Origin of the sequence: Kordiimonas sp. SCSIO 12610, assembly GCF_024398015.1 — a bacterium.
Classification (GTDB): Bacteria; Pseudomonadota; Alphaproteobacteria; order Sphingomonadales; family Kordiimonadaceae; genus CANLMI01.
In genome coordinates, this window is record NZ_CP073747.1 from 3,391,298 (window position 1) to 3,412,599 (window position 21,302).

The window sequence follows — 21,302 nt, forward strand, 5'->3', positions numbered from 1 at the left end:
ATGCCCTATCGATAATAATGTAATTTAACAGAAATGTGGGCCATTCCATCCTTTACGGTAACGGCAGCCTTATTGAAACTAGGTTGGTCAAGGCCGCGCAAAGCGCCCGAAGTGCCGTAACCCTCTAATGGTATTTCACCCTTAAAATCCATAACACCATTGTTGTTAGCGTCATGAAACAAAGCAACCGCATATTTGCCGTTCGGTACGGGCGACAAGATAATCTGCTGTTTTTTATCATTTGCTTGCACACTAATACTGGCGAAAGCGCGCTTTGTATCCTGTGCATCAAAGCTAGCCATGTCATTATAGACCACAAGCAATAGCTGCCCGGACTCTGCTTTAACATTATTAATTGCGATTTTCAGGCCGTTGTTTTCTTGCTGCCCGGTTTCCGCCGAAACGGGCAATGAGAACATAAAACTTATGAGAAGACATTTGAGCACGGTGATTAATTGCATTATGCTATTTCCTTTATGATCAAGTTTGACAATAAATAGGAGGAAATAATAAATTGTCAATACTGACAATTTATTATTGTGAAATGGCTAGACCGAGTATCAAGCAAGAGCGTACTGAAGAAATTCTCGATGCATTTGAAATATGCGTTGCAAAATATGGTGTTGAAGGATCGACTCTTGAAAAAATTGCCGAACAAGCAGGCCTGCGTCGTAGCCTGTTACGTCATTATATTGGCAACCGCGAAGCGTTACTTTCGTCACTTGTGAAGCGATTCATTAACAAATCCCACCAACAATCTGACTATATGAAGTCCCTCACAATCAGCCAACCCGCACATGTGCTAATAGATTTTCTCTATAATCGGTCTGCAGAGCAAAATATGTTCGCCTTAACTGCCCAATCATTAATTATCGCAGCTAATGAACGAGATGACTTGAAAAATACTTTGAAAATTTGGATGGAAGATTTTGTTGAAACACTCGAAGATATTTTAAGAACCATCCACAAAAATAACACGGACGAAAATTACAAATCTATTGCCGTTGGCATTGCAGGTATCTATTCGAACTATGCTTCCCTCGCTCCACTCGGGGGCTTATCCGGACTTGAAGGACCGTCACGAAAAGCGAGCGAATATTTAATAAACAGCCTTGATGAGTCCCAATAGGCCTATTTACGTACCATAACATTCGCTTATCTATAAGGCAGCAAAGGAAATAGTATGCAGTTAAAAATCGATCCAGCACTCGCTGACCTTGGAATAGCGCTAAACATTGGCATGCTGGATTATGATGTAAAGGTTGCGGCATCAACCGATAGCTTGTTCACGACAATGCGTGAAGCCATGAGCTTACGTATCGATGAATTAATGGGGGAAGCCGCGTCCAGTGACCCAGTGATCGCAGGCATTCGGGAAGCATTTAGAAAAACCGGCAAAGACCCAAGCCGCTACCGCCCTTCCTCTGAAGCAATCACAAGGCGCGTCCTTGCTGGCAAAGGGATATCAAGCATCAATAATGTTGTTGATTGCGGTAACCTTGTCTCCCTGATGACAGGGATTCCGGTTGGTTGTTATGATACCGATAAAATCAACGGCGATATAACCCTGAAAATCGCTGGGCCAGGTGAACTTTACGAAGGCCTTGGTCGCGGAGATGTAAACCTTGAAGGGCTACCCGTGCTTGCCGACGATACGGGCCCTTTTGGTACGCCCTATTCCGATAGTATCAGAACGCCTGTTGGGCCGGACTGTACTAAGCTTACCTTCATTTTATTTGGCCTAAACATCGATATCGAACATGTGGAAGCCGCAGCAGAAATAGCTGACACATTGATCACCAGTTTTTGTATCAACAATGGCGATGAGGTATGACAGACTATCCCTTGCAAAAGCTCGCCTTGAGCTATAAACCTTCAGTAGTATTTTAGGGGGATATCTGCATGCGTACATTCATTTTAGCACTATTTTTTATCATTATTTCAAAGGCTATAGCGGCACAGCAACAGCCTTTTCCGCTCGATATCAAAATGCAAAATATGCATTTAACGATGGAGATGTTTCTAAGTAATCAGATCAAAAACAGGGGCATTAGTGCTGCTGCATGGTTGCGCTTTAGAAATACATCAGAGTTACCCATTCAAGACGTAACTCTCCTTCTTAATCCAGGCCTTAATGTTACAAAGGTTGTCGGAGTTAAAAACAGAAACTTATCATTTCAGTCTAACATTGGTGATGTATCCGGTGACACGTTCAACCTCAACGTCATTAAGGTAAAGTTAGCCTCGCCCGTTGCCCCCAATAACAGCACAGAATTCTCCGTGCAATATAAGGGGGATTTAAAATCTCTGGCTTTATTTGCAGACCATCTTCCGAACGATATTCTGAAACCCGATTACACAATGGTGCGTTTCAACAGCTTTATCTATCCTGTTGTTGCCGCACCCGACAAAAAGGCAATCAATAGCTACAAAAAGCATCAACGCTATACACCGACTGCTAAAATTACTGTACCTCAAGGTTACTCCTTAGCTGGAAATGCTATTGAACGTAAAAGAGTATTATCTGGGACACGAGAACAGATCGAACTGCGCGGCAGTGAACCTTCATACGGGTTTATTTTAGGACTAAGTCAATTTACCAAACTGACAACATCAAATACAACACACTATTTTCTACCCGAAAACCGTGATGCCGCAATGACAGCAAACGCTGAATTGTTAAACATTGCAGAGACATATAACCAGTTATTAGGACCAAGTGGTTCAAATCGAAAATATATTGTAAGCGAGCTGAATAACGCATTCGCAGAGGAAAGCGGGCAAGGGTTTGATTTTATTTCTTTCGGTGACTACAGCAAAACCAATTTCCAAAAACAGTTAGCTTCGCTTTGGCAAATCAAAAACTACACAAGCAATGATCATGGTTGGCATATAGCACTAACACGTATGCTGGAAGACCATGACAAAATAGGCCCATTAGGCACAACCAGTCTTGATGTTGTAAGAACGGCATTTGAAACAAACCCCAAACTACAGAAATTGCCACTGAAAAAATACGCAGAAAAAGGAAACGCTGCCGTTTCAACAGCGAACTATACTTTAATGTTCGCTATGCTGCATGAATCACTAGGTGATCAAAGTTTCTGGCAACTTATGTATGGTTTTCGCAGTGAATTTGGCGACTTTGGAGCCAGCGACGAAGACCTGCTTGAATATTTGAAGGCAAATATTAAAGATAAAAAAGTTCGCAAATTGGTGATCGACTGGATGAACAAGGGCCGTATAATGAAGGCACTTGAAAAAGCTGATAGTTTCGCTTCCCTGGTCGAAAGCATTAAATAGCCCAAAGGACATAAAATGGCATATGAAACGCTGAATGTAGCAATTGATGGCCACGTCGCTCATGTTGCACTTAATCGCCCCGATAAATTAAATGCGATGAACAGCGTATTCTTTAAGGAAATTAAAGACGCCTTTGAAAACCTTGACCACGATCCCAATGTTCGGGCGATTATACTCTCAGGGAACGGCAAACATTTTACCGCAGGTCTCGACCTCAAGGAAAATGATGCCGTTATGGGAACCAAAGATCAGGACCCAGCCCGAGAGCGCGAAAAACTGCGCCGCCATATCTTGTGGCTACAAGACTGTTTTTCGGTCATTGAAAATGCGAATGCGCCCGTAATTGCAGCCATTCACGGCGCGTGCATTGGTGGCGGTATCGATTTGATTTCAGCCTGCGATATTCGTGTAGCAAGCTCAGACACGTGGCTTTGCATTCAGGAAATCAACGTTGCAATTGTTGCTGACCTTGGCACCCTTCAGCGCATGAACGGCCTGGTGCCACAAGGGATTTTACGCGAATGGGCGCTGACCGGCAGAAAAGTAGCCGTTGAAGAAACACAGCACTTTGGCCTGATGAATTATGTCGAGCCTTCAAAAGATGAAGCGCTCGCCAAAGCTCAAGAAATCGCCGCAACAATCGCGAGCAAAAGCCCAGTTGCGGTTACAGGTACCAAAAAAGTACTTATTCATGCACGTGATCATGATGTGCAGGACGGGCTCGACTATGTCGCGACCTGGAATAGCGGCATGCTACTGGGTAATGATTTGCCCAAAGCAGCGATGGCAGCCCTGAAAAAGGAAACACCTGAGTTTGAAAACCTCTTGGTTGACAAAGATTAATCACCTTTAAGCGACCAGTACAAAAAAATCGTGCATAAACGATCAGGGCACTTTATATAGCCGTACATTCCAATTGCAGACCCTAAGTTAGAGCGGGAAACCCAACCATGTCTATACATGTGAAAATTTGTGGGATTACTGATGCCGAAACAGCAAATATTGCTGCGAAGGCTGGTGCTCGCTGGCTTGGTTTTGTATTCTTTGAAGCATCCCCCCGTGATGTAAGCCTTCAAAACGCTATGAAAATGCGACCGCGGCTTCCGTCCAGTGTTGAACGTGTTGGTGTTTTTGTCGACGCGCCCTTCTCACGCATTGAAGCTGCTGTTGACGCACTTGACCTTGACTATGTTCAATTACACGGCCTTGAGTACCCGTCGGACGCAAAACGCATCAGGGACCAATTGGGCGTTTCAGTGATTAAAGCGTATGGAATTCGAGAGGAAAATGACCTCGATCAAGCGGCGCAATTCGACGATGTGACGGATCTTAGCTTATATGATGCGAAACCACCACGCGGTGCTAAACTACCGGGCGGTAATGCCATAAGTTTCCCCTGGCGAATCATGCAAACAAGGTCCATTTCAAAACCTTGGCTTTTGGCAGGCGGGTTGACCTCAGTAAACCTTCAGGAAGCAATTGAAGCAAGCGGCGCTGCCGCAGTTGATATTTCCTCCGGAGTAGAGAGCGCACCCGGCGTTAAGTCCCATGAGAAAATCCAAGAATTTTTAAATGCTGCCAAAGCAATCACTTGAATAAATGAATGAAGCAGATCAGTTTTGAGCAAAGATGGTAACTGGCATACCTCATTCAAAATTGACTGATGAAACAGGTACAAAACTATGAATACTCAAGTTAACAGCTTCACACAGGGACCAGATGAAAAAGGCCATTTTGGAAAATATGGCGGGCGTTATGTCTCTGAAACCTTGATGCCACTCGTCTTGAATGTAGAGAAAGCCTACAAAGAAGCCATCCAGGACCCAAGTTTTATCGAAGAACTGGATGAACTAAACCGCGTGTATGTTGGCCGCCCAAGCCCGCTTTACTTCGCAGAACGCCTTACAGAAGAATTAGGCGGCGCTAAAATCTATTTCAAACGCGAAGAATTAAACCATACAGGTGCCCATAAAATTAATCATGCGATTGGGCAAATTCTACTTGCCCGCAGAATGGGGAAAACCCGCATTATCGCCGAAACCGGTGCTGGTCAGCACGGTGTTGCAACCGCAACGGTCGCAGCTCGTTTTGGCTTGAAATGTACAGTCTTCATGGGTGCAACCGACATTGAACGACAAAAGCCAAATGTGTTCCGTATGAAATTATTAGGCGCTGAGGTTCGCCCGGTAACAAGCGGATCTTCAACGCTTAAGGACGCCATGAACGAAGCACTACGTGACTGGGTCACAAATGTTCATGACACCTTCTATATTATTGGCACTGTTGCAGGCCCCCATCCCTATCCAATGATGGTACGGGATTTCCAAAGCATTATTGGTCGGGAGACCAAAGTACAAATGATGGAAGCGGAAGGGCGCCTTCCCGATACGCTAATTGCCTGTGTTGGCGGCGGATCAAACGCTATTGGCCTTTTTCATCCATTTTTGAACGATACAAGCGTTCGCGCGATTGCAGTTGAAGCGGCAGGTTTCGGTGTCGACACAGACAAGCATGCGGCCTCCATAACAGGTGGTACACCGGGTGTTTTACATGGAAACCGCACCTATTTGCTTCAAAACGAAGACGGACAAATTCAAGAAGCCCACTCAATTTCCGCCGGCCTTGATTATCCCGGCATTGGCCCGGAGCATGTCTGGCTTCATGAACAAAATCGCGTTGAGTATGTTGGTGCGACAGATGATGAGGCCCTACAGGCATTTCAACTTTGCTGCAAAACTGAAGGGATTATCCCTGCCTTGGAGACAAGTCACGCGCTTGCACACATCAGTAAAATTGCACCTGATCTGCCAAAAGATCATATTATCGTTCTCAATCTTTCTGGCCGCGGCGATAAGGATATATTCACCGTCGCTGACGCCCTCGGCGAGGAGATATAGGCATGAGTAGATTAGAAGCAAAATTCACTGAACTACGTGCAGCAAACAAGGCGGGCTTTGTCGCATTCATAACAGCTGGTGACCCCAATTATGACACTTCACTGAACGTACTAAAGGGCCTACCAAGCAAGGGGGTTGATATTATCGAGCTAGGTATGCCGTTTACAGATCCCTCTGCCGATGGTCCAGCGATTGACCGCGCCGCACAGCGTGCCCTCAAGGGCGGGATGTCACTCGCAAAAACCTTGGATATGGTTCGAAGCTTCCGTGAAGATGATCAGGATACCCCAATTGTGCTTATGGGGTATTTCAATCCGGTTTTCGCTTATGGGATTGAAAAATTCGCATCAGACGCAGCCAGAGCAGGCGTAGATGGCTTAATCATTGTTGATTTACCCCCAGAAGAAGACGAAGAACTAAGACTTCCTGCGAATGCGGCAGGCATTAACGTTATTCGTCTGGCCACACCAACATCAGATGATGTTCGCTTACCCAAGGTACTAGAGGGTGCAAGCGGATTTGTATATTATGTTGCTGTTGCAGGTGTCACTGGAGGAAAATCTGCGACAGAGGGTGACATTCAAAATGCAATTACCCATATAAGAAAGCATACCGATCTGCCAGTTGCGGTTGGCTTTGGCATTAAGACGCCTGAGCAAGCTGCTATCATGGCAAAATATGCGGACGGCGTTGTTGTAGGCTCGGCAATTGTTTCAATGATCGAAGATGGCATTGACCCTGATGGGTCAACAAAGACTGATTTGGTTGACGATGTGCTCGATTTTGTTAAAACGCTCTCAGATGGGGCGCATTCTGGACGAAACGGCTAAAACGCGCTAAAGACAAGATACAAACCAAACAGGCGTCGCGGTCTGAACAAGGGAGAAATGCAATGAGCTGGCTCACCAATTATGTAAAGCCTAAGTTGCAGAAAGTGCTGAATTCCAAGGAAACTCCGGATAATCTTTGGCATAAATGTAAAAACTGTGGCCAAATGATTTTTCAGAAAGAGTTTGTTGCAAACCAATATGTCTGTGCACACTGCGACCATCATGATCGTGTACCACCGACAAACCGGTTTGACGCGCTGTTTGATAATAAAAACTATGAACTTATTGAACTACCCTCGGTTAAACAGGACCCGCTTAAGTTCCGCGACACCAAAAAATATACTGACCGCCTAAAAAGCGCCCGTAACACCACTGGTGATGAAGATGCCATCAAAGTTGCTGTGGGGAAAATTGGCGGTCAGGAAACCGTTGTTGCTATCCAGAACTTCTTCTTTATGGGGGGGTCAATGGGAATGGCTGTTGGCGAAGGTATCATTGCTGGTGCTCGCCATGCGCTTAAAATCAATGCACCCTATGTGATGTTTACAGCGTCTGGCGGTGCTCGTATGCAAGAAGGTATTCTCTCCTTAATGCAAATGCCGCGTACAACAGTTGCTATTCAAATGCTCCGCGATGCTGGCCTGCCATATCTTGTTGTTCTAACTGATCCAACATCAGGCGGTGTCTCTGCTTCCTACGCGATGCTCGGCGATGTTCAGATCGCGGAACCAGGTGCCATGATTGCATTCTCTGGTCCGCGTGTTATCGAACAAACGATACGCGAAAAATTACCGGATGGTTTCCAGCGCGCTGAGTATCTCCTTGAGCATGGCATGGTCGATATGGTTACCCATCGTCATCAATTACCGGAAGAACTGGGTAAAATATTGACACTTTTGATGGGCGGTCGCCATAGAGGGCTTAAGGCCGCTGAATAGCCGGACCACCCGGACAATAAATACCTGCCATTTAATAAAGGCCTAGAAATGACGGTTAACGACAGTGATGCTATTCTGGCGCGCTTGATGAAGTTGCACCCAAAGAAAATCGACCTGTCGCTTGACCGTTTATACAAGTTGCTTGAAAAACTTGGGAACCCTCATAAAAAACTACCACCTGTTATTCATATAGCCGGTACCAATGGCAAGGGCTCAACAGTTTCAACACTGCGTGCAATCGCGGAGGCCGCTGGCCACAGGGTTCATGTCTATACATCGCCGCATCTGGTTCGCTTTAACGAACGTATCCGCGTTGCCGGTAGTTTGATAGATGATGAGACATTGTCAGATATTCTCGCTGAATGTGAACGTGCGAACGGTAATGACCCAATTACTTTTTTTGAAGTAACAACGGCTGCCGCCTTCCTTGCTTTTTCACGGGTAGACGCTGACCTATGTATTCTGGAAGTTGGGCTTGGCGGGCGCCTTGACGCGACCAATGTTATCGAAAATCCGGCTGCAACCTGCATAACACCTGTCAGTTTTGATCATGAACAATTTTTAGGTGACACAATAGAAGCTATTTCTGGTGAAAAAGCAGGGATTATTAAAAAAGGTGCCCCTGTCATCGTCGGACCGCAGCTAGCAGCAGCAAAAAAAGTCATTAGTTCAAAAATAGCTGAAGAAAGCGCAACAGGGTATTTCTTTAAAGACGATTGGAATGTCGAACTTACGAACGACAGCGACTATTTCCTCTATAGCGACCAAAACACCAAACTGACGCTACCGAAACCAAATTTGATTGGTATTCATCAGGTTAGCAATGCGGGACTCGCAATTAAAATCGCGATGACCCAACAAGCAGTTCATATACCAGAAGCAGCCATCCGCGCAGGATTGGGCTGGGTCCGCTGGCCTGCCCGCTTGCAAAAACTAGATAACACGCCCCTAAACAATTTATTACCGGATAATTCACTTTTGTGGCTAGATGGTGGTCATAATCCAGCCGCCGCAGGGGTTATTCGTACATTTCTGCAAACAGTTGACCCCACGGAGCAACCCATTTTCCTTATTCTTGGTATGATGGGAACAAAAGACGTTGAAGGCTATCTGAAGCCGCTTGCAAATTTGTTGACGAAAGTGATTGCTGTTCCAATTGAAGGAGAGGACGGGGCTGCCAAAGCAGCCGACCTGGCAGCAGCAGCAACGGACCTCGGATTAAACGGTGTTATTGCTAAAGACTTTGAAGCCGCACTATCTATGATCGACCTCCAATCATCGCGCACTGCACCACCCTTTGTTCTCATTGGTGGATCATTGTATCTGGCAGGCCAAGTTCTAAAACGCGCCAACATATTACCTGATTAATCTGTATAACCATCCAGAACGATCTTACACTCCAACAAAAAAGGCGGCTAAATAGCCGCCTTTATAGCCGATATAAATTTCCGATTAGAGTGCGCTGTCAATCCACTGGGAAAGCTGCGCTTTTGGTTTCGCTCCCATTGTTGTCGCAACGCTCTCGCCGCCTTTAAAGATCAACAATGTTGGGATAGAGCGAACGCCAAATTTAGTCGGTGTTTCCGGGTTAGCATCAATGTCCATTTTTGCGATAATAACGTCATCACGCTCGCCAGAAATCTCTTCCAAAACAGGGCCAATCATTTTACACGGGCCACACCACTGTGCCCAAAAGTCCAAAACAACTGGCTTATCCGCATTTAAAACGTCCTGTTCAAATGTTTCATCAGTTACTGTAATCGTTGCCATTTCTTATACTTTCTTTTCTAAAATACCTTAGCAAGTTGCTCAAATATTCATCTCTTGTTTTCCTACATTGACACATAAAGTAGGCAGCTATTATGCGAAGGTCAAGGCCCACACACGCACGCGTGATTTTATTAATTAACTTGCAGTATTTAGATTAGATTATCTAAACAATATTCTAATCTAAATGGGCAATCGATTGCATGATCAATTCATCAGGCAATTCCATTAATCGTGCTTCATTTGTCCATAAAAGGGCAGTTCTAACCCTCTTTTCAGGATAGATAATTTTAAGTGCCTTAGAATATAAACCCATTTGCCTTAAATACCCGCCGGACACCATAGATATATGTTTTGGTGGAGGACGGTTGGTTTTATAATCTACGATCATAACGTCATCATCTGTCACCACCAACCGATCCACCTGCCCCGAGACAACACGCGCACCAACCAGCCCAGCAACCGAAACCTCCGCCCGGCTTTCGGGCCCAAAAAGCGCGCCTAGATCAGGATGGTTAAGAATAGCTTCAACCTCTAGCCAATAGATATTGCGGTTTTTCTCGTTTAAATCAGGATAATGCCTTGATAGGAACAGGTATGCTGATGCTTCACGCGCCTCAGGTACAACCTCAGGCAACCACTCAAGCAGGCTATGAATAATGCGTCCACGCTCGAAGCGAGCATCTTCTGCTCCCATAAGCGGGCTATATGTTTCTTCATCTTCGTCAGGTTTTGAAGGTACAAGGGGCCTTGGAGGTGTGGGCTCCGCGGGCATTTCTTCATAAAGCCATGGTGGTGGATCTTGGAAGGTTGTTTGTATTTCTTCCGATATTGTTTCGGCAGTTATTGTTTTCAATTCGCTCGGTACGCCGGAAGAGAAACGTTTTACAGGCTCACCAAACATACCCTCAACCTCAACAGCACCAATAAGGCCAAACCCGTTTTCAATTGATTTGAACCAGCTTTCATCCTCTGGTTCCCGTGGCCCTTGCCAGCCAGCGATATATAATCTGTCCTCTGCACGGGTTAGTGCCACATACAAAAGCCGGTGATATTCGGCGAAAGTTTTTTTCTTCAGATTGGATTTCATCTCTGAAACCATATCCAGCGTCTTTCCTGGTGTGGTCCATAGCAAAAATTCGGCTGGCACACCTTCCGTGGCTTTGAAGGGCAAAATTCTGCTATCTTTCACGGTGTCTGGTGTCGCAACAATATCAGACAAAAACACGATGGGAGCCTGCAACCCTTTTGAGCTATGGACCGTCATAATCCTGACGCTGTCGGTTTCGCTTTCCATATCACGTTTAATTTGAGTGTGGCCTTCTTCAATAGTTCGCAAGAATGCCTGCAAGGACGGTGCATTTCCTTCTTCATACTTTAAGGCTTGATCAATAAACTCATCAACAGCATCCTGAATATCCAGACCCAACCGCCCAATCATGGCTTTCCTGCCACCCAATTCATTGAGCACCAAACTATAAAACTCAAAAGGTGTCATCAGGTCGGCTGCGCTCAAGATACGGTCTAAATACTTCAAGGCTGTTTGATAAATCGAATAATATTTATGCGCTGTGTTGGCGGCATGTTTATTCAGTGCTTTCCATAAACTTGCATCACGCCCATATGCCAAATCAAAAAGCTCATCTTCTCCTAAGCCGATGAAAGGGCTTTTTAACACCGTTGCTAATGTTAGATCATCGTTTGGGGCGAGGGCAAAATGCCCGAGCGCAAGCAAATCCATCACAGGAAGCTCATCCGTCAAAACCATCCGATCCCGTCCTGCAACAGGAACATTATAGTGCTTAAGTGATTTTACAAGATAATCAACAAATGGCGTTCTTCGGCGCACCAAAACCAGAATATCTGACGCTTTGATTGGCCGGTCCTTTGCTTCCAATACTTCACCGTCATTCAGCATTTTATGAATACGTGCCGCGATTTTACGCGCGCATCTACCTTCCGCGTCATCAATGGTTTCCTGACGAACAGGGGGTATCCATTCTTCTTCTTCAACCTGTAACTGTGGTCGCTCCAACGGCCACAATTCTACCAATCCAGCCTCGCCCGCACGAATAAAATTATGACGCACGGGATCGCCGCCCATAATCAAACCATGATAGGGTGCACTATTCTGGTCAAATGTCGCATCAACAAGTGATAATACGGCTTCCGTTGATCGGAAAGAAAGGTCCAATGGCACATCACCTGCTGGTGCATCTGCATTGTGTGCCTGAGCAAAAATTCTATTCTTAGCCTTGAGAAACTCAGAAGGGTCAGCACGCTGAAATGAAAAAATCGACTGTTTGGTATCACCAACAGCAAATACCGTTCGCTCTTTATCATGTGCGCCCTCGCCAGCAAAAAACTCTGACGCAATTGCTTCCACAACTTTCCACTGATTTTCATTCGTATCCTGCGCTTCATCGATCAGAATATGATCGATAGAGCTATCAAGTTTAAACAGTATCCAAGGGGCGATACTTGCCTGATCCAGCAGGCCCACAGTGTCGCGGATCATATCATCAAAATCAACAAGACCTCGTTCGCGCTTGATGCCATTGTAATAATCCAGTTGCATAAAACCAAGGCGCAGCAAGGCCGCTGTGGCTTCGGCCATACTGCATCGTTGAATGCGCTCTAGTATGCGGTGCAATCGATTTTGCTCTTTCACGATCACATCGTTCAAGGCATCATTGGCTGTGAGTATTTTCTTGGTCGCAACTGTTTTTCTTGGTTTATTATCGGTCTTGGTTAAAAAAACCTGTGTATATTCATCAAATTTTTCCGCACGGCTTGCAACATCTGACGCTAAGAAATCTGTAACTATCTGTCCCTTTTTCGCATCATTAGCACTTCCGCCCAACATCCCAAGTGCCAGAGCCTGCAGGCCATTTCTGTCCAGCATATCATCCGTTACTGCACCGCGTTTAATGGTGGATGTGGTTTCACCGACATTAAGGCCCAGCGCCCTATAAAGGGCCGCAAAAATCACGTCTACATTACCAAAAATATGTTGGAGGCGATTGAGGGTCACCGCTTCAAACTCAAGTCGGCTCATAACCTCATCAAAAGTGCCTTCGGTAACAAGCCCCGCGACAATTTCGAGCGCCTTTCTATAGTCAAGGCCAGCAGGTTCCCGTGTGAGCGATAACATTTTATCGCGCGCTTCCTGCATAATTTCACGAGCAGCGCTTTCTTCAATGCCTTCGAACCCTGGCATCAACTGGGCCTCGAGGGGAAAGCGCCCCAAGAGGGACTGACAGAAACTATGAAACGTCTGAATACTCAGGCCGCCTGTAAGCTCTAGGACCTCTGCAAATAACTGCCGCGCTCGAATAAGCATAAATTCGTCCGCAACCTCTTCGGTTCTGCGTTTTATCTCATCAGCTAATTCATCATCGGACATACCTGTCCAGCGGCCCAGTTCTTCAAAAATTCGGGTCTTCATTTCCGCAGCGCCAGCTTTGGTAAACGTTAGGCAAAGAATATTCTCTGGCCGGGTTCCCGTAAGCATAAGACGCAGGACACGTGCTGTTAAAACATGCGTTTTACCCGTCCCCGCACTTGCGCCAACCCACGCCGTCAGGTTCGGTGTGGTTGCAAGCGCCTGATCCGGTGTCATGCTGGGTTTACCTGCCATCATGACCACCGTTGTTTTCATCATCACATGATGATTGCCATTCTTTCACCCGCGCCAAATGATCATAATCTCCATAACCCGCTTGCTTGGGGCGAGGGTTCGATAGATACGGTGTTTCCTGATTGCCGAAGGCTTTTAAAAGCGCCATTAATCCTTGTTCCGCTTCCGTAATTATATTGTCTACCTCAGCAGGTTTGATTTTCTCCTGTATCTCTCCTGGCTGGGCACCACCTTTGATTAACCAAAACAAAAGTCGTTCAACGGATGCAGCATCAATATTTTTAAAGGCACCTTTTCGCGCTAACACACCTTCAAGCGGTAGCTGTGGTGCATAGCCCGCGCGCATCCTTTTTTCGGTTGGGATATTGCCTGTTTTATAGTCGATAATAGCCAAATCGCCCGTTTCGCGGTTGCGATCAATCCGGTCAGCTGTCGCTGACAATATAAAACCTAGTTCAGCGAATTTATACTCAGCTTTTTCTTCCAGCAAAACTGTTTCATATTTTTGCTGCCAACGATCTTCATGATCAACAAACCAGCGGGCTGCATCTTTAAATCGTGGCCACCAAAATGCATAAACTGTTGGCTGGTTCATAATCTCACTGAAAACATCACGCCCTATTTCAAGTAACTGTTCATAACCTGCATCCCCTTTTAAGCGCGTATCGAGCTTTAGATAGTTTTCAAATGCTTTATGGATCAAGGTTCCTTTCTGTGAAGCATTCGGTCGCTCGTCGATGTCCTCTAACTGTCTTAATTTCAGAATTTTATTCGCATAGATTGCATAGGGGTCGCGCATCCAGGTTTCAATTTGTGTCACAGATAACGCCTTGGGCCGAGCTTCAAGAGGCGGTGTTGGCTTCGGCGGCAAGGACGGTTTAATCCCATTGGTCCTTAGTAAAGCATTTGCCCAATCAATATAATGGTCAATCGTTGGTATTTCACGGCCAGCTAATGCTTCTATCCTAAATAGCCACCGGCTTGGAACTGCAGGAGCGCCGTCTATTTTTTCAGCACGCGTAAGAATAACATTGGGTGCACAAGCAGCCTGTATAAAATCGTGTGCAGATTGACCGATCCGTCGCTCCAATGCAGGCAATCCAAACTCTGCGCGCATGGGTCTACTCATCCAGGGGTCTGGTTTAATATCGGCTGGCCAAATATCCTCGTTTAATCCGCCCAAAATCATAAGATCAGTGTTCTGAAGCCGAGCTTCAAGCGGGCCCCAGATTGAAATACGCGGATGTTTTTGCCACTGGGGTCGCACCATAACATCTGTTAGCATTTCATCAAAAAGCGCAGCATACTCCTCTAGTGTTAGGGCGTTCTTTTCAGCAAATTCAATATCAGAATTCTCATTAATCAAATCACGAAGGCGATCAGCAATTGCGATACCCGCCTCGCCCTTCCATAAAACCTTATCGCCTTTTATTGTGTCTTCCACTTGAAGCACATCAGCCAGGTTCTCAGCTACAGTTAGATGAGTTTTAATCACTTCAGATAAGTTATTAAGCCCTAAGCCTTCAGCAGAAATCGGCGCTAAAATCTCACTTACAGCCTTTAGCGTTTTATAGTCATCTTCATTAAATTGGTTTTTCGGGTCATGTGCACAATTTTTTGCCCGCTCTAAAATACCAGCAAGGCCCGGCTTTGGCCGGGCGCCACGCATAACATGCATGTCCAACCGCCTGACAAAAGCAAGAAACTTGGTTCTGGTTAGGCCAGCGGCTACCATCGGATGCTGGAGTAATGACAAGAACGCAACTGGTTTATAGTCCGCGGCAGCAGTATGAATGATTAAACTCATCAAACGCCCTGTTGAACTGATCAGCGCACGGTCACCACCAGAATCATCAATATCAATGTTCCAACGTTTCAATGCCATCCGCACATAACGGGCCAAGTAACGGTCAGGTGTTACAAGCGCAGCCGTTTTCTCGGGCGTTTCTAAAACCTCTCGCAGCATAACGGCAATTGCTTCCGCTTCTTCGCGGCGGGTCGGTGCGACAAGTTTAGAAACCCCTGTGAACAATTCCGCGTCACTCATGTCACGGTACGGAAAATTAGGCCAAATATCAGTGTTTTTAGCCGGTCTCAGCGCATCAGAAATTAACTCATAACGAACTTGCTGGTTGTTTGATATAGGCGTGGGCAGTTCCCAATCCTGGACTTCGTGGCGATTAACCCCCATCGTCTCCAGTAGCGATTTCATGGCATTCTGTGGATGGGTTGGGTCAATATTCTGCCATGCATAATCGTCCATCGTGCCATCGAAGCCCGGCAGCACAACAGTCCCGTTTTCCATCTTTGAAATCAGTTTCAATAGTTCGGCAGTAACAGGAATAGACCCCGTGGAACCCGCTGCAATCACGTGTCCTTTCGGCGGGCGTTCCCGCCAAACATTACATAAATTCTGAATGAGAGCATCACGGCGTACAACAGGATCAACCAAGCCCTGTGTTTTAAGAATTTTCGGCCATTCACCTGTGATAATTTGGAGGAACTCAAGGGTAACTTCCCAGTGATGAGCAAGTCCTTCAGGGACCAGTTTTGCCAAGTCCTTATACCTTAATCCTTCGGTTTGAACCTGATCCATAAACCTCGATAAATCACGGGCAAGGCGCCATGCCTGTGCAGCGGACGTCTTAGCAGGGAAAAACTCTCTCTCAACAAGAATTTTAGCGAGCAGCATCAATCGACGCGTATCGGATATAGCTGGCAAACTTTCTGCGTGATCAACAGCTGCAAGCCCTGCGCCTAGAAATCCAATTTCATCTTCGTCTACATCACCAATAGGGCGCATTAAAGGTAACAATAATGGCTTGTCGCCCGCCAGTCTCAGGAATGCTTCACGTAAGGTTTTCTGTGCACGGCGATTTGGCAGCAAAATGGTATAATCATTCAAATTGTTATTATGACGATTCGAATGAGATAAAACCCCAAATGCCAGTGCGTCTACGAAACAAACGGTTGGCGGAATAGTGTAAATCGTGGGATGGCCAAGCATTATGGTACAAATTCCATCTTGGCCAAGCGTGTTTCAGCCTCAAAAATTGCTGCTTCAGTCCCAACATGCATCCACAGGCCTTGGTGCCGGATACCATACAAACGACCAGCCTTCTGTGCTTTCTTAAATATTTCCCGATTAGACCAGGAACCGTTTGGCATATCATCATAGAGCGATGATTTGACGATCAAAACACCACCGTACATGAAAGGTGATGTCGCTGCTTCCTCCCGAAATCTGATTGGCCCCACACCAGCATCCTGCTCGTCTAAGAAAAAATCACCTACACCTTCATAGCCATAGGCAACGCCGGTCGGGATTAATAACAATAGAGCATCCATTTTCTCTGGATTCCAAGCCCCTTGCATAGACTTCAAACTATTCAACGAAGGGTTCAAGTCCTCCCATAATATATCGCTGTTGACGACAAAAAATTCACTATCAAGAAGCGGGATTGCTTTCTTTACTCCGCCGCCTGTCTCAAGTATTTCATCACACTCATCGGAAATACAAACATCCCCGCGCATAACATATGATGACAGATGACTTTCAATTTTATCGGCGAGATGATGAATATTGACAACAATCGGCGCCAAATCGAGATCTAACAGTTTCGCCAGAATACGATCCAATAAAGATTTGCCCGCAACCATGGTGAGTGGTTTAGGTGTCGTTTTAGATAAATCCCCCATGCGACGCCCAAGACCAGCTGCAAGGACCATTGCCTTTGCTAATTCAGCCATTATTGAGTCCCTTGAAAGGTGCGAGCATTTTCAAAACGCTCTAGCCAGTTATTACCACCAACTATTTGCAATTCACGGGCATCATTGTTTTTCACATCTGGTATTATTTTCAATAAAATGTGCAAAGCTTCTTCCTGCCAATCTTGTGGCAGTTTTTCGGGCCATTCTACCAAAAAAATACCATTTTCCCTCATGTCCTCAAAACCCAACTCATACAATTCTTCTTCATCATTCAAGCGGTACAGGTCAGCATGACAAACCTCAGGGCCATTGGGAGCAGCATAGGTTTGTAATAAGGTAAAAGTTGGACTGGGCACTTCGAGGTTTGGTTCTAAAAACAATTTGCGAATTAAGGCCCTTACCAACGTGGTTTTACCCGCGCCCAGATCACCCGTGAATGTCACCACGTCACCGACACGCAATAGCGACGACAGCCATTCACCAAATTTCTCGGTATCTGACTGGCCAGAGAGCTGCTTGTTAAAGAGGACTTGCATGTTATGCCCCCACAACATCCATACCGACCGCTAAAATAGCTTTGCGCGGTAAATCGCAGGCCAGCATTACCCCTTCTTGACCGTATGGTTCCAGCCGCACTATTCCGCCGTGCAGGGTTACAATACTTCGAACCAGCGCGAGATCCAGACCACTACTTCTTCTGCTTCCCGAACTGATACCCATTGCTATTGTGCTAATTAATCGATCACGTTCACGCGGAGATAAATTACATTTCTCGGAAGAAACCGACACAGAGATCATGTCAGCACCATCCTTACATTCAATCACTAATTTAGACTCGGATTTAGCTAGTTTTATCACTGTTGAGATCATATTGAAGAAGGCTTGGTGCAATCTGTTCGCATCCCCCTCTACAAACCCTGCTTCATAAGGTTTGAATTTAAATTCAACCTTGCTCTTTTCTATCAGGTCTGAAGCCTTTGACACACCTTCCTTGATAGCAAAAATGATATCAACACTATCAATATCTAACGTCATCTCACCCGCTTCAATGACAGCAAGGTCCAGTACGTCCGCCACCATCCCTTTCAATTCACCTGCGCCTTGCAAAATATTTTTTACATATTCTTTCTGATGCGCATTCAAATCACCGAAAATTTCCTGATCAAGAAGCTCAGAAAAGCCGATGATAGAATTCAAAGGCGTTCTGAGCTCATAACTCATATTCGTAATGAATTCACTCTTGAGTTTATCAGCCATCTCAAGGGCTCTTGAGCGATCCCTGAGGGCTTTTTCAATTTGGAAACTGTCGGTAATATCCGTTTGCGTCAGCATCATACCGCCATCAGGCAAGGGAACGAGCGCGTACTCAACCACTACATTATCTGATCTATACCAACGGCCAGATCGATGGTTACGATCCGTAATAGACGCTTTTAGAAAAGTTTTAAAAAGCTTGTTTTCTTCATGGAATTCATCACTTGTTTCCAGAATATTTAAAAGCTCACTCAGTCGGGCATCTTTTTGCAGGTGATTTTCATTCAATTGCCAAAGCGCGGCGAAGGCAGGATTTGACAGTTGCAAAGAACCGTCACCTCCAAAAACCGCAACACTTTCGCGCATATTATCCAGCGTTTCCTGTTGCACGGCAATCAAGGTATTATACGATCGCTCTAACGCTAATCGATCGGTTACATCTTCAAACAGTATTAACAATCCACCAAGCGGGTGCGGCTGAGAGACCACCCTATGGGCTGTTCCATCTGGCAAGTGCCACATTTCTTCAAACGGTTCGAGCAGAGTTGTGTATTGTTTAAGAAGATCTTCTTTCCATTTTTTGAAATCGGCCTGCTCAGGAAGGCGGCGTTTTTCATACATAATATCAAGAAGTTCACTATGCCGAAGTTCAGATGAAAGGATATCTTCGGGAAGATGCGATAGGCGGGCAAATGCACTATTATAGAAACGAAGGGTTTGACTTGGACCAAAAATAGCAACAGGACTGCGTAATCTGTTTAATGTTTCAGATTGCGATTCTAAAACTCGTCCCAATTCAGAAAGGGCTTCTTCTTCACCAGTAACATCAACCGCAAGTCCTAAAACTCTGCGTCCTTCCTCCAAGTATATGTGCGTAACAGAAAAGGCCCGCCTCTGGCCATCAACAACACCGAAAATTCGCTCTCTAGAGCGATGGTGAGACTCTTGAACCTGCCGCGCCAATTGCATCTGTTTATTGCCGAAAAGCAACTTGTTTTCTCTAATAACAGATCGAACACTCGTACTATCAACAGCTTTGACGTAAGCATCATTGACCTCAATGATTTTTAAGTCCTGATCATGGATCCAAATAGCAAAAGGCAAACCATTCAGCGCGGACACAAGGCTTTCGACCCTGAACTGCATACCATGCACGCCAGAGCGCCCAAGCACCATGCTATTTCCAGCGTACTCTTCAAGCCATACAACCAACGACGGCCAGCTATCATCCACGGGAATTAACTTTTTGATATCTACAATAATCTGGGCGCGATCTTCCCCAAGTGCCGCCAAAAATGTGGTTTGGTCAACTTTCTCACCATTGGTCACAGCTTGGATACGCTCTAATACCTTGCGAGGGAGACCAAGCGTATCAACATTAGAGGCCACCTCAGCAGAAGTAACCGAGTTATCAGTGATACCCAGAAGACTTTTAACTTCTGAAGTTGTCTGAATAGAACCATCAGCCCAAATCCACACAGGATGGCGACGATCCGACCTGATCATATTGTCGAAAAACGAACGCAAACTGGTTAAAGCACCAATTTTATCGTTCAACTGCCCCGCCCGCCAGAGTGCATAAACGCCAGCACTTGCCCAAGTGATAATCACCCCTACCAAGATAGCTGTTACAATATAAACTGGCAGCGAAGACAAGGTCATTCAAAACCCCTTAAAGTCGATTTAAAATTCTACTTTCGAAGGTAATCGCTTGCACACATAAAAACAAGCGAGAGGATGCATACCCCCCGCTTGTTAGAATAATTTTATATATAGCTATTTACGCAAATACTGACTTTAATTGATCCACAAGGTCAGTACGTTCCCATGCAAAACCACCGTCATCCGTGGGCGTTCTTCCAAAGTGTCCATAGGCAGCTGTGCGCGCATAAATTGGCTTATTCAGGCCTAAATGCTCCCGAATTCCACGCGGTGACAAATCAACCATATCCTGAAGAACATCAGATAATTTCTGAACATCAACTTGCGTGTTACCCCATGTATCAACATAAACAGCCAAAGGTTTGGAAACACCGATAGCGTATGCAAGCTGAATAGTGCAGTTGCTAGTCAAACCCGCTGCTACAACATTTTTTGCGAGATAACGGGCTGCATAAGCGGCCGATCGGTCAACTTTTGTTGGGTCTTTACCGGAAAAAGCGCCACCACCATGAGGTGCTGCACCACCATACGTATCCACTATTATCTTACGGCCAGTTAGGCCCGCATCGCCGTCAGGGCCGCCGATAACAAAATTACCGGTAGGATTAACATAGAACTCTTCTTCCGGGCACATCCACCCTTCAGGGAGAACCCCCTCGACATGACCGCGAACCAAATCACGTAAATCTGCTTGCGAGGCACCTTCTTTATGCTGTGTTGATACAACGACGCTGGTTGCACCAACAGGGCGGCCATCAACATAACGCAAAGTCACTTGGCTCTTGCTGTCGGGTTCCAGAATACTATTTATATCTTTATGGCGTTCATCAGCCAACGACCTCAGTATACGATGTGAAAAGTCGATAGGAGCAGGCATAAGGTTATCAGTTTCATCACACGCATAACCAAACATGATACCCTGATCGCCAGCACCTTCATCTTTGCTATCAGCAGCGTCCACACCGACAGCAATATCAGCGGATTGTGCATGAAGGTGGGATTCAAAAGACGCGTTTTTCCAATGAAACCCATCCTGTTCGTAACCGATGTCTTTCACAGCATTACGGGCAGCGGCTTCAATATCGTCTTTCGTGATACTCGCGGGACCGCGAACCTCGCCCGCGACGATAATACGATTTGTTGTCACTAATGTCTCAGCGGCAACACGCGCTTCCGCTTCCCGACCAAGATAAAGATCAACGATCTCATCAGAAATACGGTCTGCAACCTTATCGGGGTGCCCTTCAGAAACAGATTCGCTCGTGAAAAGATATTCTGACATGTGAACTATCCTTTCAGT

17 protein-coding genes are annotated in these 21,302 nt (G+C 45.7%); 9 read left to right on the forward strand and 8 right to left on the reverse strand.

Annotation, left to right across the window (positions count from 1 at the left end):
• Positions 1-5: 5 nt before the first annotated feature.
• Positions 6-461 carry a DUF2141 domain-containing protein gene (locus tag KFF44_RS15675; protein ID WP_255935962.1) on the reverse strand — a complete coding sequence of 152 codons (456 nt, stop codon included), beginning with the start codon at positions 459-461 and terminating at the stop codon, positions 6-8.
• Between the two features lie 53 nt (positions 462-514).
• Here KFF44_RS15675 and KFF44_RS15680 point away from each other — a divergent pair, with 53 nt between their 5' ends.
• The 9 genes from KFF44_RS15680 to KFF44_RS15720 all read left to right on the forward strand — a co-directional run bounded on the left by KFF44_RS15680 (position 515) and on the right by KFF44_RS15720 (position 9,336).
• Positions 515-1,129, forward strand: coding sequence for a TetR/AcrR family transcriptional regulator (locus tag KFF44_RS15680; protein WP_255935964.1), 615 nt, complete (start codon positions 515-517; stop codon positions 1,127-1,129).
• Between the two features lie 54 nt (positions 1,130-1,183).
• Positions 1,184-1,834 carry a B3/4 domain-containing protein gene (locus tag KFF44_RS15685; protein WP_255935966.1) on the forward strand — a complete coding sequence of 217 codons (651 nt, stop codon included), beginning with the start codon at positions 1,184-1,186 and terminating at the stop codon, positions 1,832-1,834.
• 68 nt (positions 1,835-1,902) lie between these two features.
• Positions 1,903-3,303 carry a hypothetical protein gene (locus KFF44_RS15690; RefSeq protein WP_255935968.1) on the forward strand — a complete coding sequence of 467 codons (1,401 nt, stop codon included), beginning with the start codon at positions 1,903-1,905 and terminating at the stop codon, positions 3,301-3,303.
• Between the two features lie 15 nt (positions 3,304-3,318).
• Complete coding sequence (locus KFF44_RS15695; protein WP_255935970.1) at positions 3,319-4,146, forward strand: crotonase/enoyl-CoA hydratase family protein; 828 nt, start codon at positions 3,319-3,321, stop codon at positions 4,144-4,146.
• Positions 4,147-4,253: 107 nt separating this feature from the next.
• The gene (locus KFF44_RS15700; RefSeq protein WP_255935971.1) at positions 4,254-4,898 is read left to right on the forward strand and encodes a phosphoribosylanthranilate isomerase; all 645 of its coding nucleotides are present in this window, start codon (positions 4,254-4,256) and stop codon (positions 4,896-4,898) included.
• A gap of 87 nt (positions 4,899-4,985) precedes the next feature.
• Positions 4,986-6,200: a tryptophan synthase subunit beta gene (gene trpB / locus KFF44_RS15705; protein ID WP_255935973.1), complete on the forward strand. Its 1,215-nt coding sequence runs from the start codon at positions 4,986-4,988 to the stop codon at positions 6,198-6,200.
• A 2-nt stretch (positions 6,201-6,202) separates the two neighbouring features.
• Complete coding sequence (gene trpA / locus KFF44_RS15710) at positions 6,203-7,030, forward strand: tryptophan synthase subunit alpha (protein WP_255935975.1); 828 nt, start codon at positions 6,203-6,205, stop codon at positions 7,028-7,030.
• A gap of 62 nt (positions 7,031-7,092) precedes the next feature.
• Positions 7,093-7,968, forward strand: coding sequence for an acetyl-CoA carboxylase, carboxyltransferase subunit beta (gene accD, locus KFF44_RS15715; RefSeq protein WP_255935977.1), 876 nt, complete (start codon positions 7,093-7,095; stop codon positions 7,966-7,968).
• Between the two features lie 48 nt (positions 7,969-8,016).
• Complete coding sequence (locus KFF44_RS15720; RefSeq protein ID WP_255935979.1) at positions 8,017-9,336, forward strand: folylpolyglutamate synthase/dihydrofolate synthase family protein; 1,320 nt, start codon at positions 8,017-8,019, stop codon at positions 9,334-9,336.
• Positions 9,337-9,420: 84 nt separating this feature from the next.
• On the opposite strand, the gene trxA is transcribed toward KFF44_RS15720, so the two are convergent.
• The 7 genes from trxA to metK all read right to left on the reverse strand — a co-directional run bounded on the left by trxA (position 9,421) and on the right by metK (position 21,284).
• The gene (gene trxA / locus KFF44_RS15725) at positions 9,421-9,738 is read right to left on the reverse strand and encodes a thioredoxin (protein WP_255935981.1); all 318 of its coding nucleotides are present in this window, start codon (positions 9,736-9,738) and stop codon (positions 9,421-9,423) included.
• Positions 9,739-9,913: 175 nt separating this feature from the next.
• Complete coding sequence (gene addA, locus KFF44_RS15730; protein ID WP_255935982.1) at positions 9,914-13,399, reverse strand: double-strand break repair helicase AddA; 3,486 nt, start codon at positions 13,397-13,399, stop codon at positions 9,914-9,916.
• Positions 13,365-16,382, reverse strand: coding sequence for a double-strand break repair protein AddB (addB, locus tag KFF44_RS15735; RefSeq protein WP_255935983.1), 3,018 nt, complete (start codon positions 16,380-16,382; stop codon positions 13,365-13,367). Before addB ends, addA begins: the two co-directional genes overlap by 35 nt.
• Entirely contained in the window at positions 16,382-17,125 is a 744-nt protein-coding gene (locus tag KFF44_RS15740) for a nucleotidyltransferase family protein (protein WP_255935985.1), read from the reverse strand. Before KFF44_RS15740 ends, addB begins: the two co-directional genes overlap by 1 nt.
• A complete protein-coding gene (gene tsaE / locus KFF44_RS15745) occupies positions 17,125-17,622 on the reverse strand; it encodes a tRNA (adenosine(37)-N6)-threonylcarbamoyltransferase complex ATPase subunit type 1 TsaE (protein ID WP_255935996.1) in 498 nt (165 codons plus the stop codon). Before tsaE ends, KFF44_RS15740 begins: the two co-directional genes overlap by 1 nt.
• Position 17,623: 1 nt before the next feature.
• Positions 17,624-20,002, reverse strand: coding sequence for a PAS domain-containing sensor histidine kinase (locus KFF44_RS15750; protein WP_255935997.1), 2,379 nt, complete (start codon positions 20,000-20,002; stop codon positions 17,624-17,626).
• Between the two features lie 118 nt (positions 20,003-20,120).
• Positions 20,121-21,284, reverse strand: coding sequence for a methionine adenosyltransferase (metK, locus tag KFF44_RS15755; RefSeq protein WP_255935998.1), 1,164 nt, complete (start codon positions 21,282-21,284; stop codon positions 20,121-20,123).
• Between the last annotated feature and the right edge of the window lie 18 nt (positions 21,285-21,302).

Excerpts from the sequence above, each read along its gene's own strand:
- accD (WP_255935977.1), top strand. The coding sequence starts at position 7,093 with ATGAGCTGGCTCACCAATTATGTAAAGCCTAAGTTGCAGAAAGTGCTG.
- trpA (WP_255935975.1), top strand. The coding sequence starts at position 6,203 with ATGAGTAGATTAGAAGCAAAATTCACTGAACTACGTGCAGCAAACAAG.
- KFF44_RS15700 (WP_255935971.1), top strand. The coding sequence starts at position 4,254 with ATGTCTATACATGTGAAAATTTGTGGGATTACTGATGCCGAAACAGCA.
- KFF44_RS15720 (WP_255935979.1), top strand. The coding sequence starts at position 8,017 with ATGACGGTTAACGACAGTGATGCTATTCTGGCGCGCTTGATGAAGTTG.
- tsaE (WP_255935996.1), bottom strand. The coding sequence starts at position 17,622 with ATGCAAGTCCTCTTTAACAAGCAGCTCTCTGGCCAGTCAGATACCGAG.
- metK (WP_255935998.1), bottom strand. The coding sequence starts at position 21,284 with ATGTCAGAATATCTTTTCACGAGCGAATCTGTTTCTGAAGGGCACCCC.
- KFF44_RS15740 (WP_255935985.1), bottom strand. The coding sequence starts at position 17,125 with ATGGCTGAATTAGCAAAGGCAATGGTCCTTGCAGCTGGTCTTGGGCGT.
- KFF44_RS15675 (WP_255935962.1), bottom strand. The coding sequence starts at position 461 with ATGCAATTAATCACCGTGCTCAAATGTCTTCTCATAAGTTTTATGTTC.
- KFF44_RS15750 (WP_255935997.1), bottom strand. The coding sequence starts at position 20,002 with ATGACCTTGTCTTCGCTGCCAGTTTATATTGTAACAGCTATCTTGGTA.
- KFF44_RS15685 (WP_255935966.1), top strand. The coding sequence starts at position 1,184 with ATGCAGTTAAAAATCGATCCAGCACTCGCTGACCTTGGAATAGCGCTA.
- addB (WP_255935983.1), bottom strand. The coding sequence starts at position 16,382 with ATGCTTGGCCATCCCACGATTTACACTATTCCGCCAACCGTTTGTTTC.
- addA (WP_255935982.1), bottom strand. The coding sequence starts at position 13,399 with ATGATGAAAACAACGGTGGTCATGATGGCAGGTAAACCCAGCATGACA.
- KFF44_RS15690 (WP_255935968.1), top strand. The coding sequence starts at position 1,903 with ATGCGTACATTCATTTTAGCACTATTTTTTATCATTATTTCAAAGGCT.
- KFF44_RS15695 (WP_255935970.1), top strand. The coding sequence starts at position 3,319 with ATGGCATATGAAACGCTGAATGTAGCAATTGATGGCCACGTCGCTCAT.
- trpB (WP_255935973.1), top strand. The coding sequence starts at position 4,986 with ATGAATACTCAAGTTAACAGCTTCACACAGGGACCAGATGAAAAAGGC.
- trxA (WP_255935981.1), bottom strand. The coding sequence starts at position 9,738 with ATGGCAACGATTACAGTAACTGATGAAACATTTGAACAGGACGTTTTA.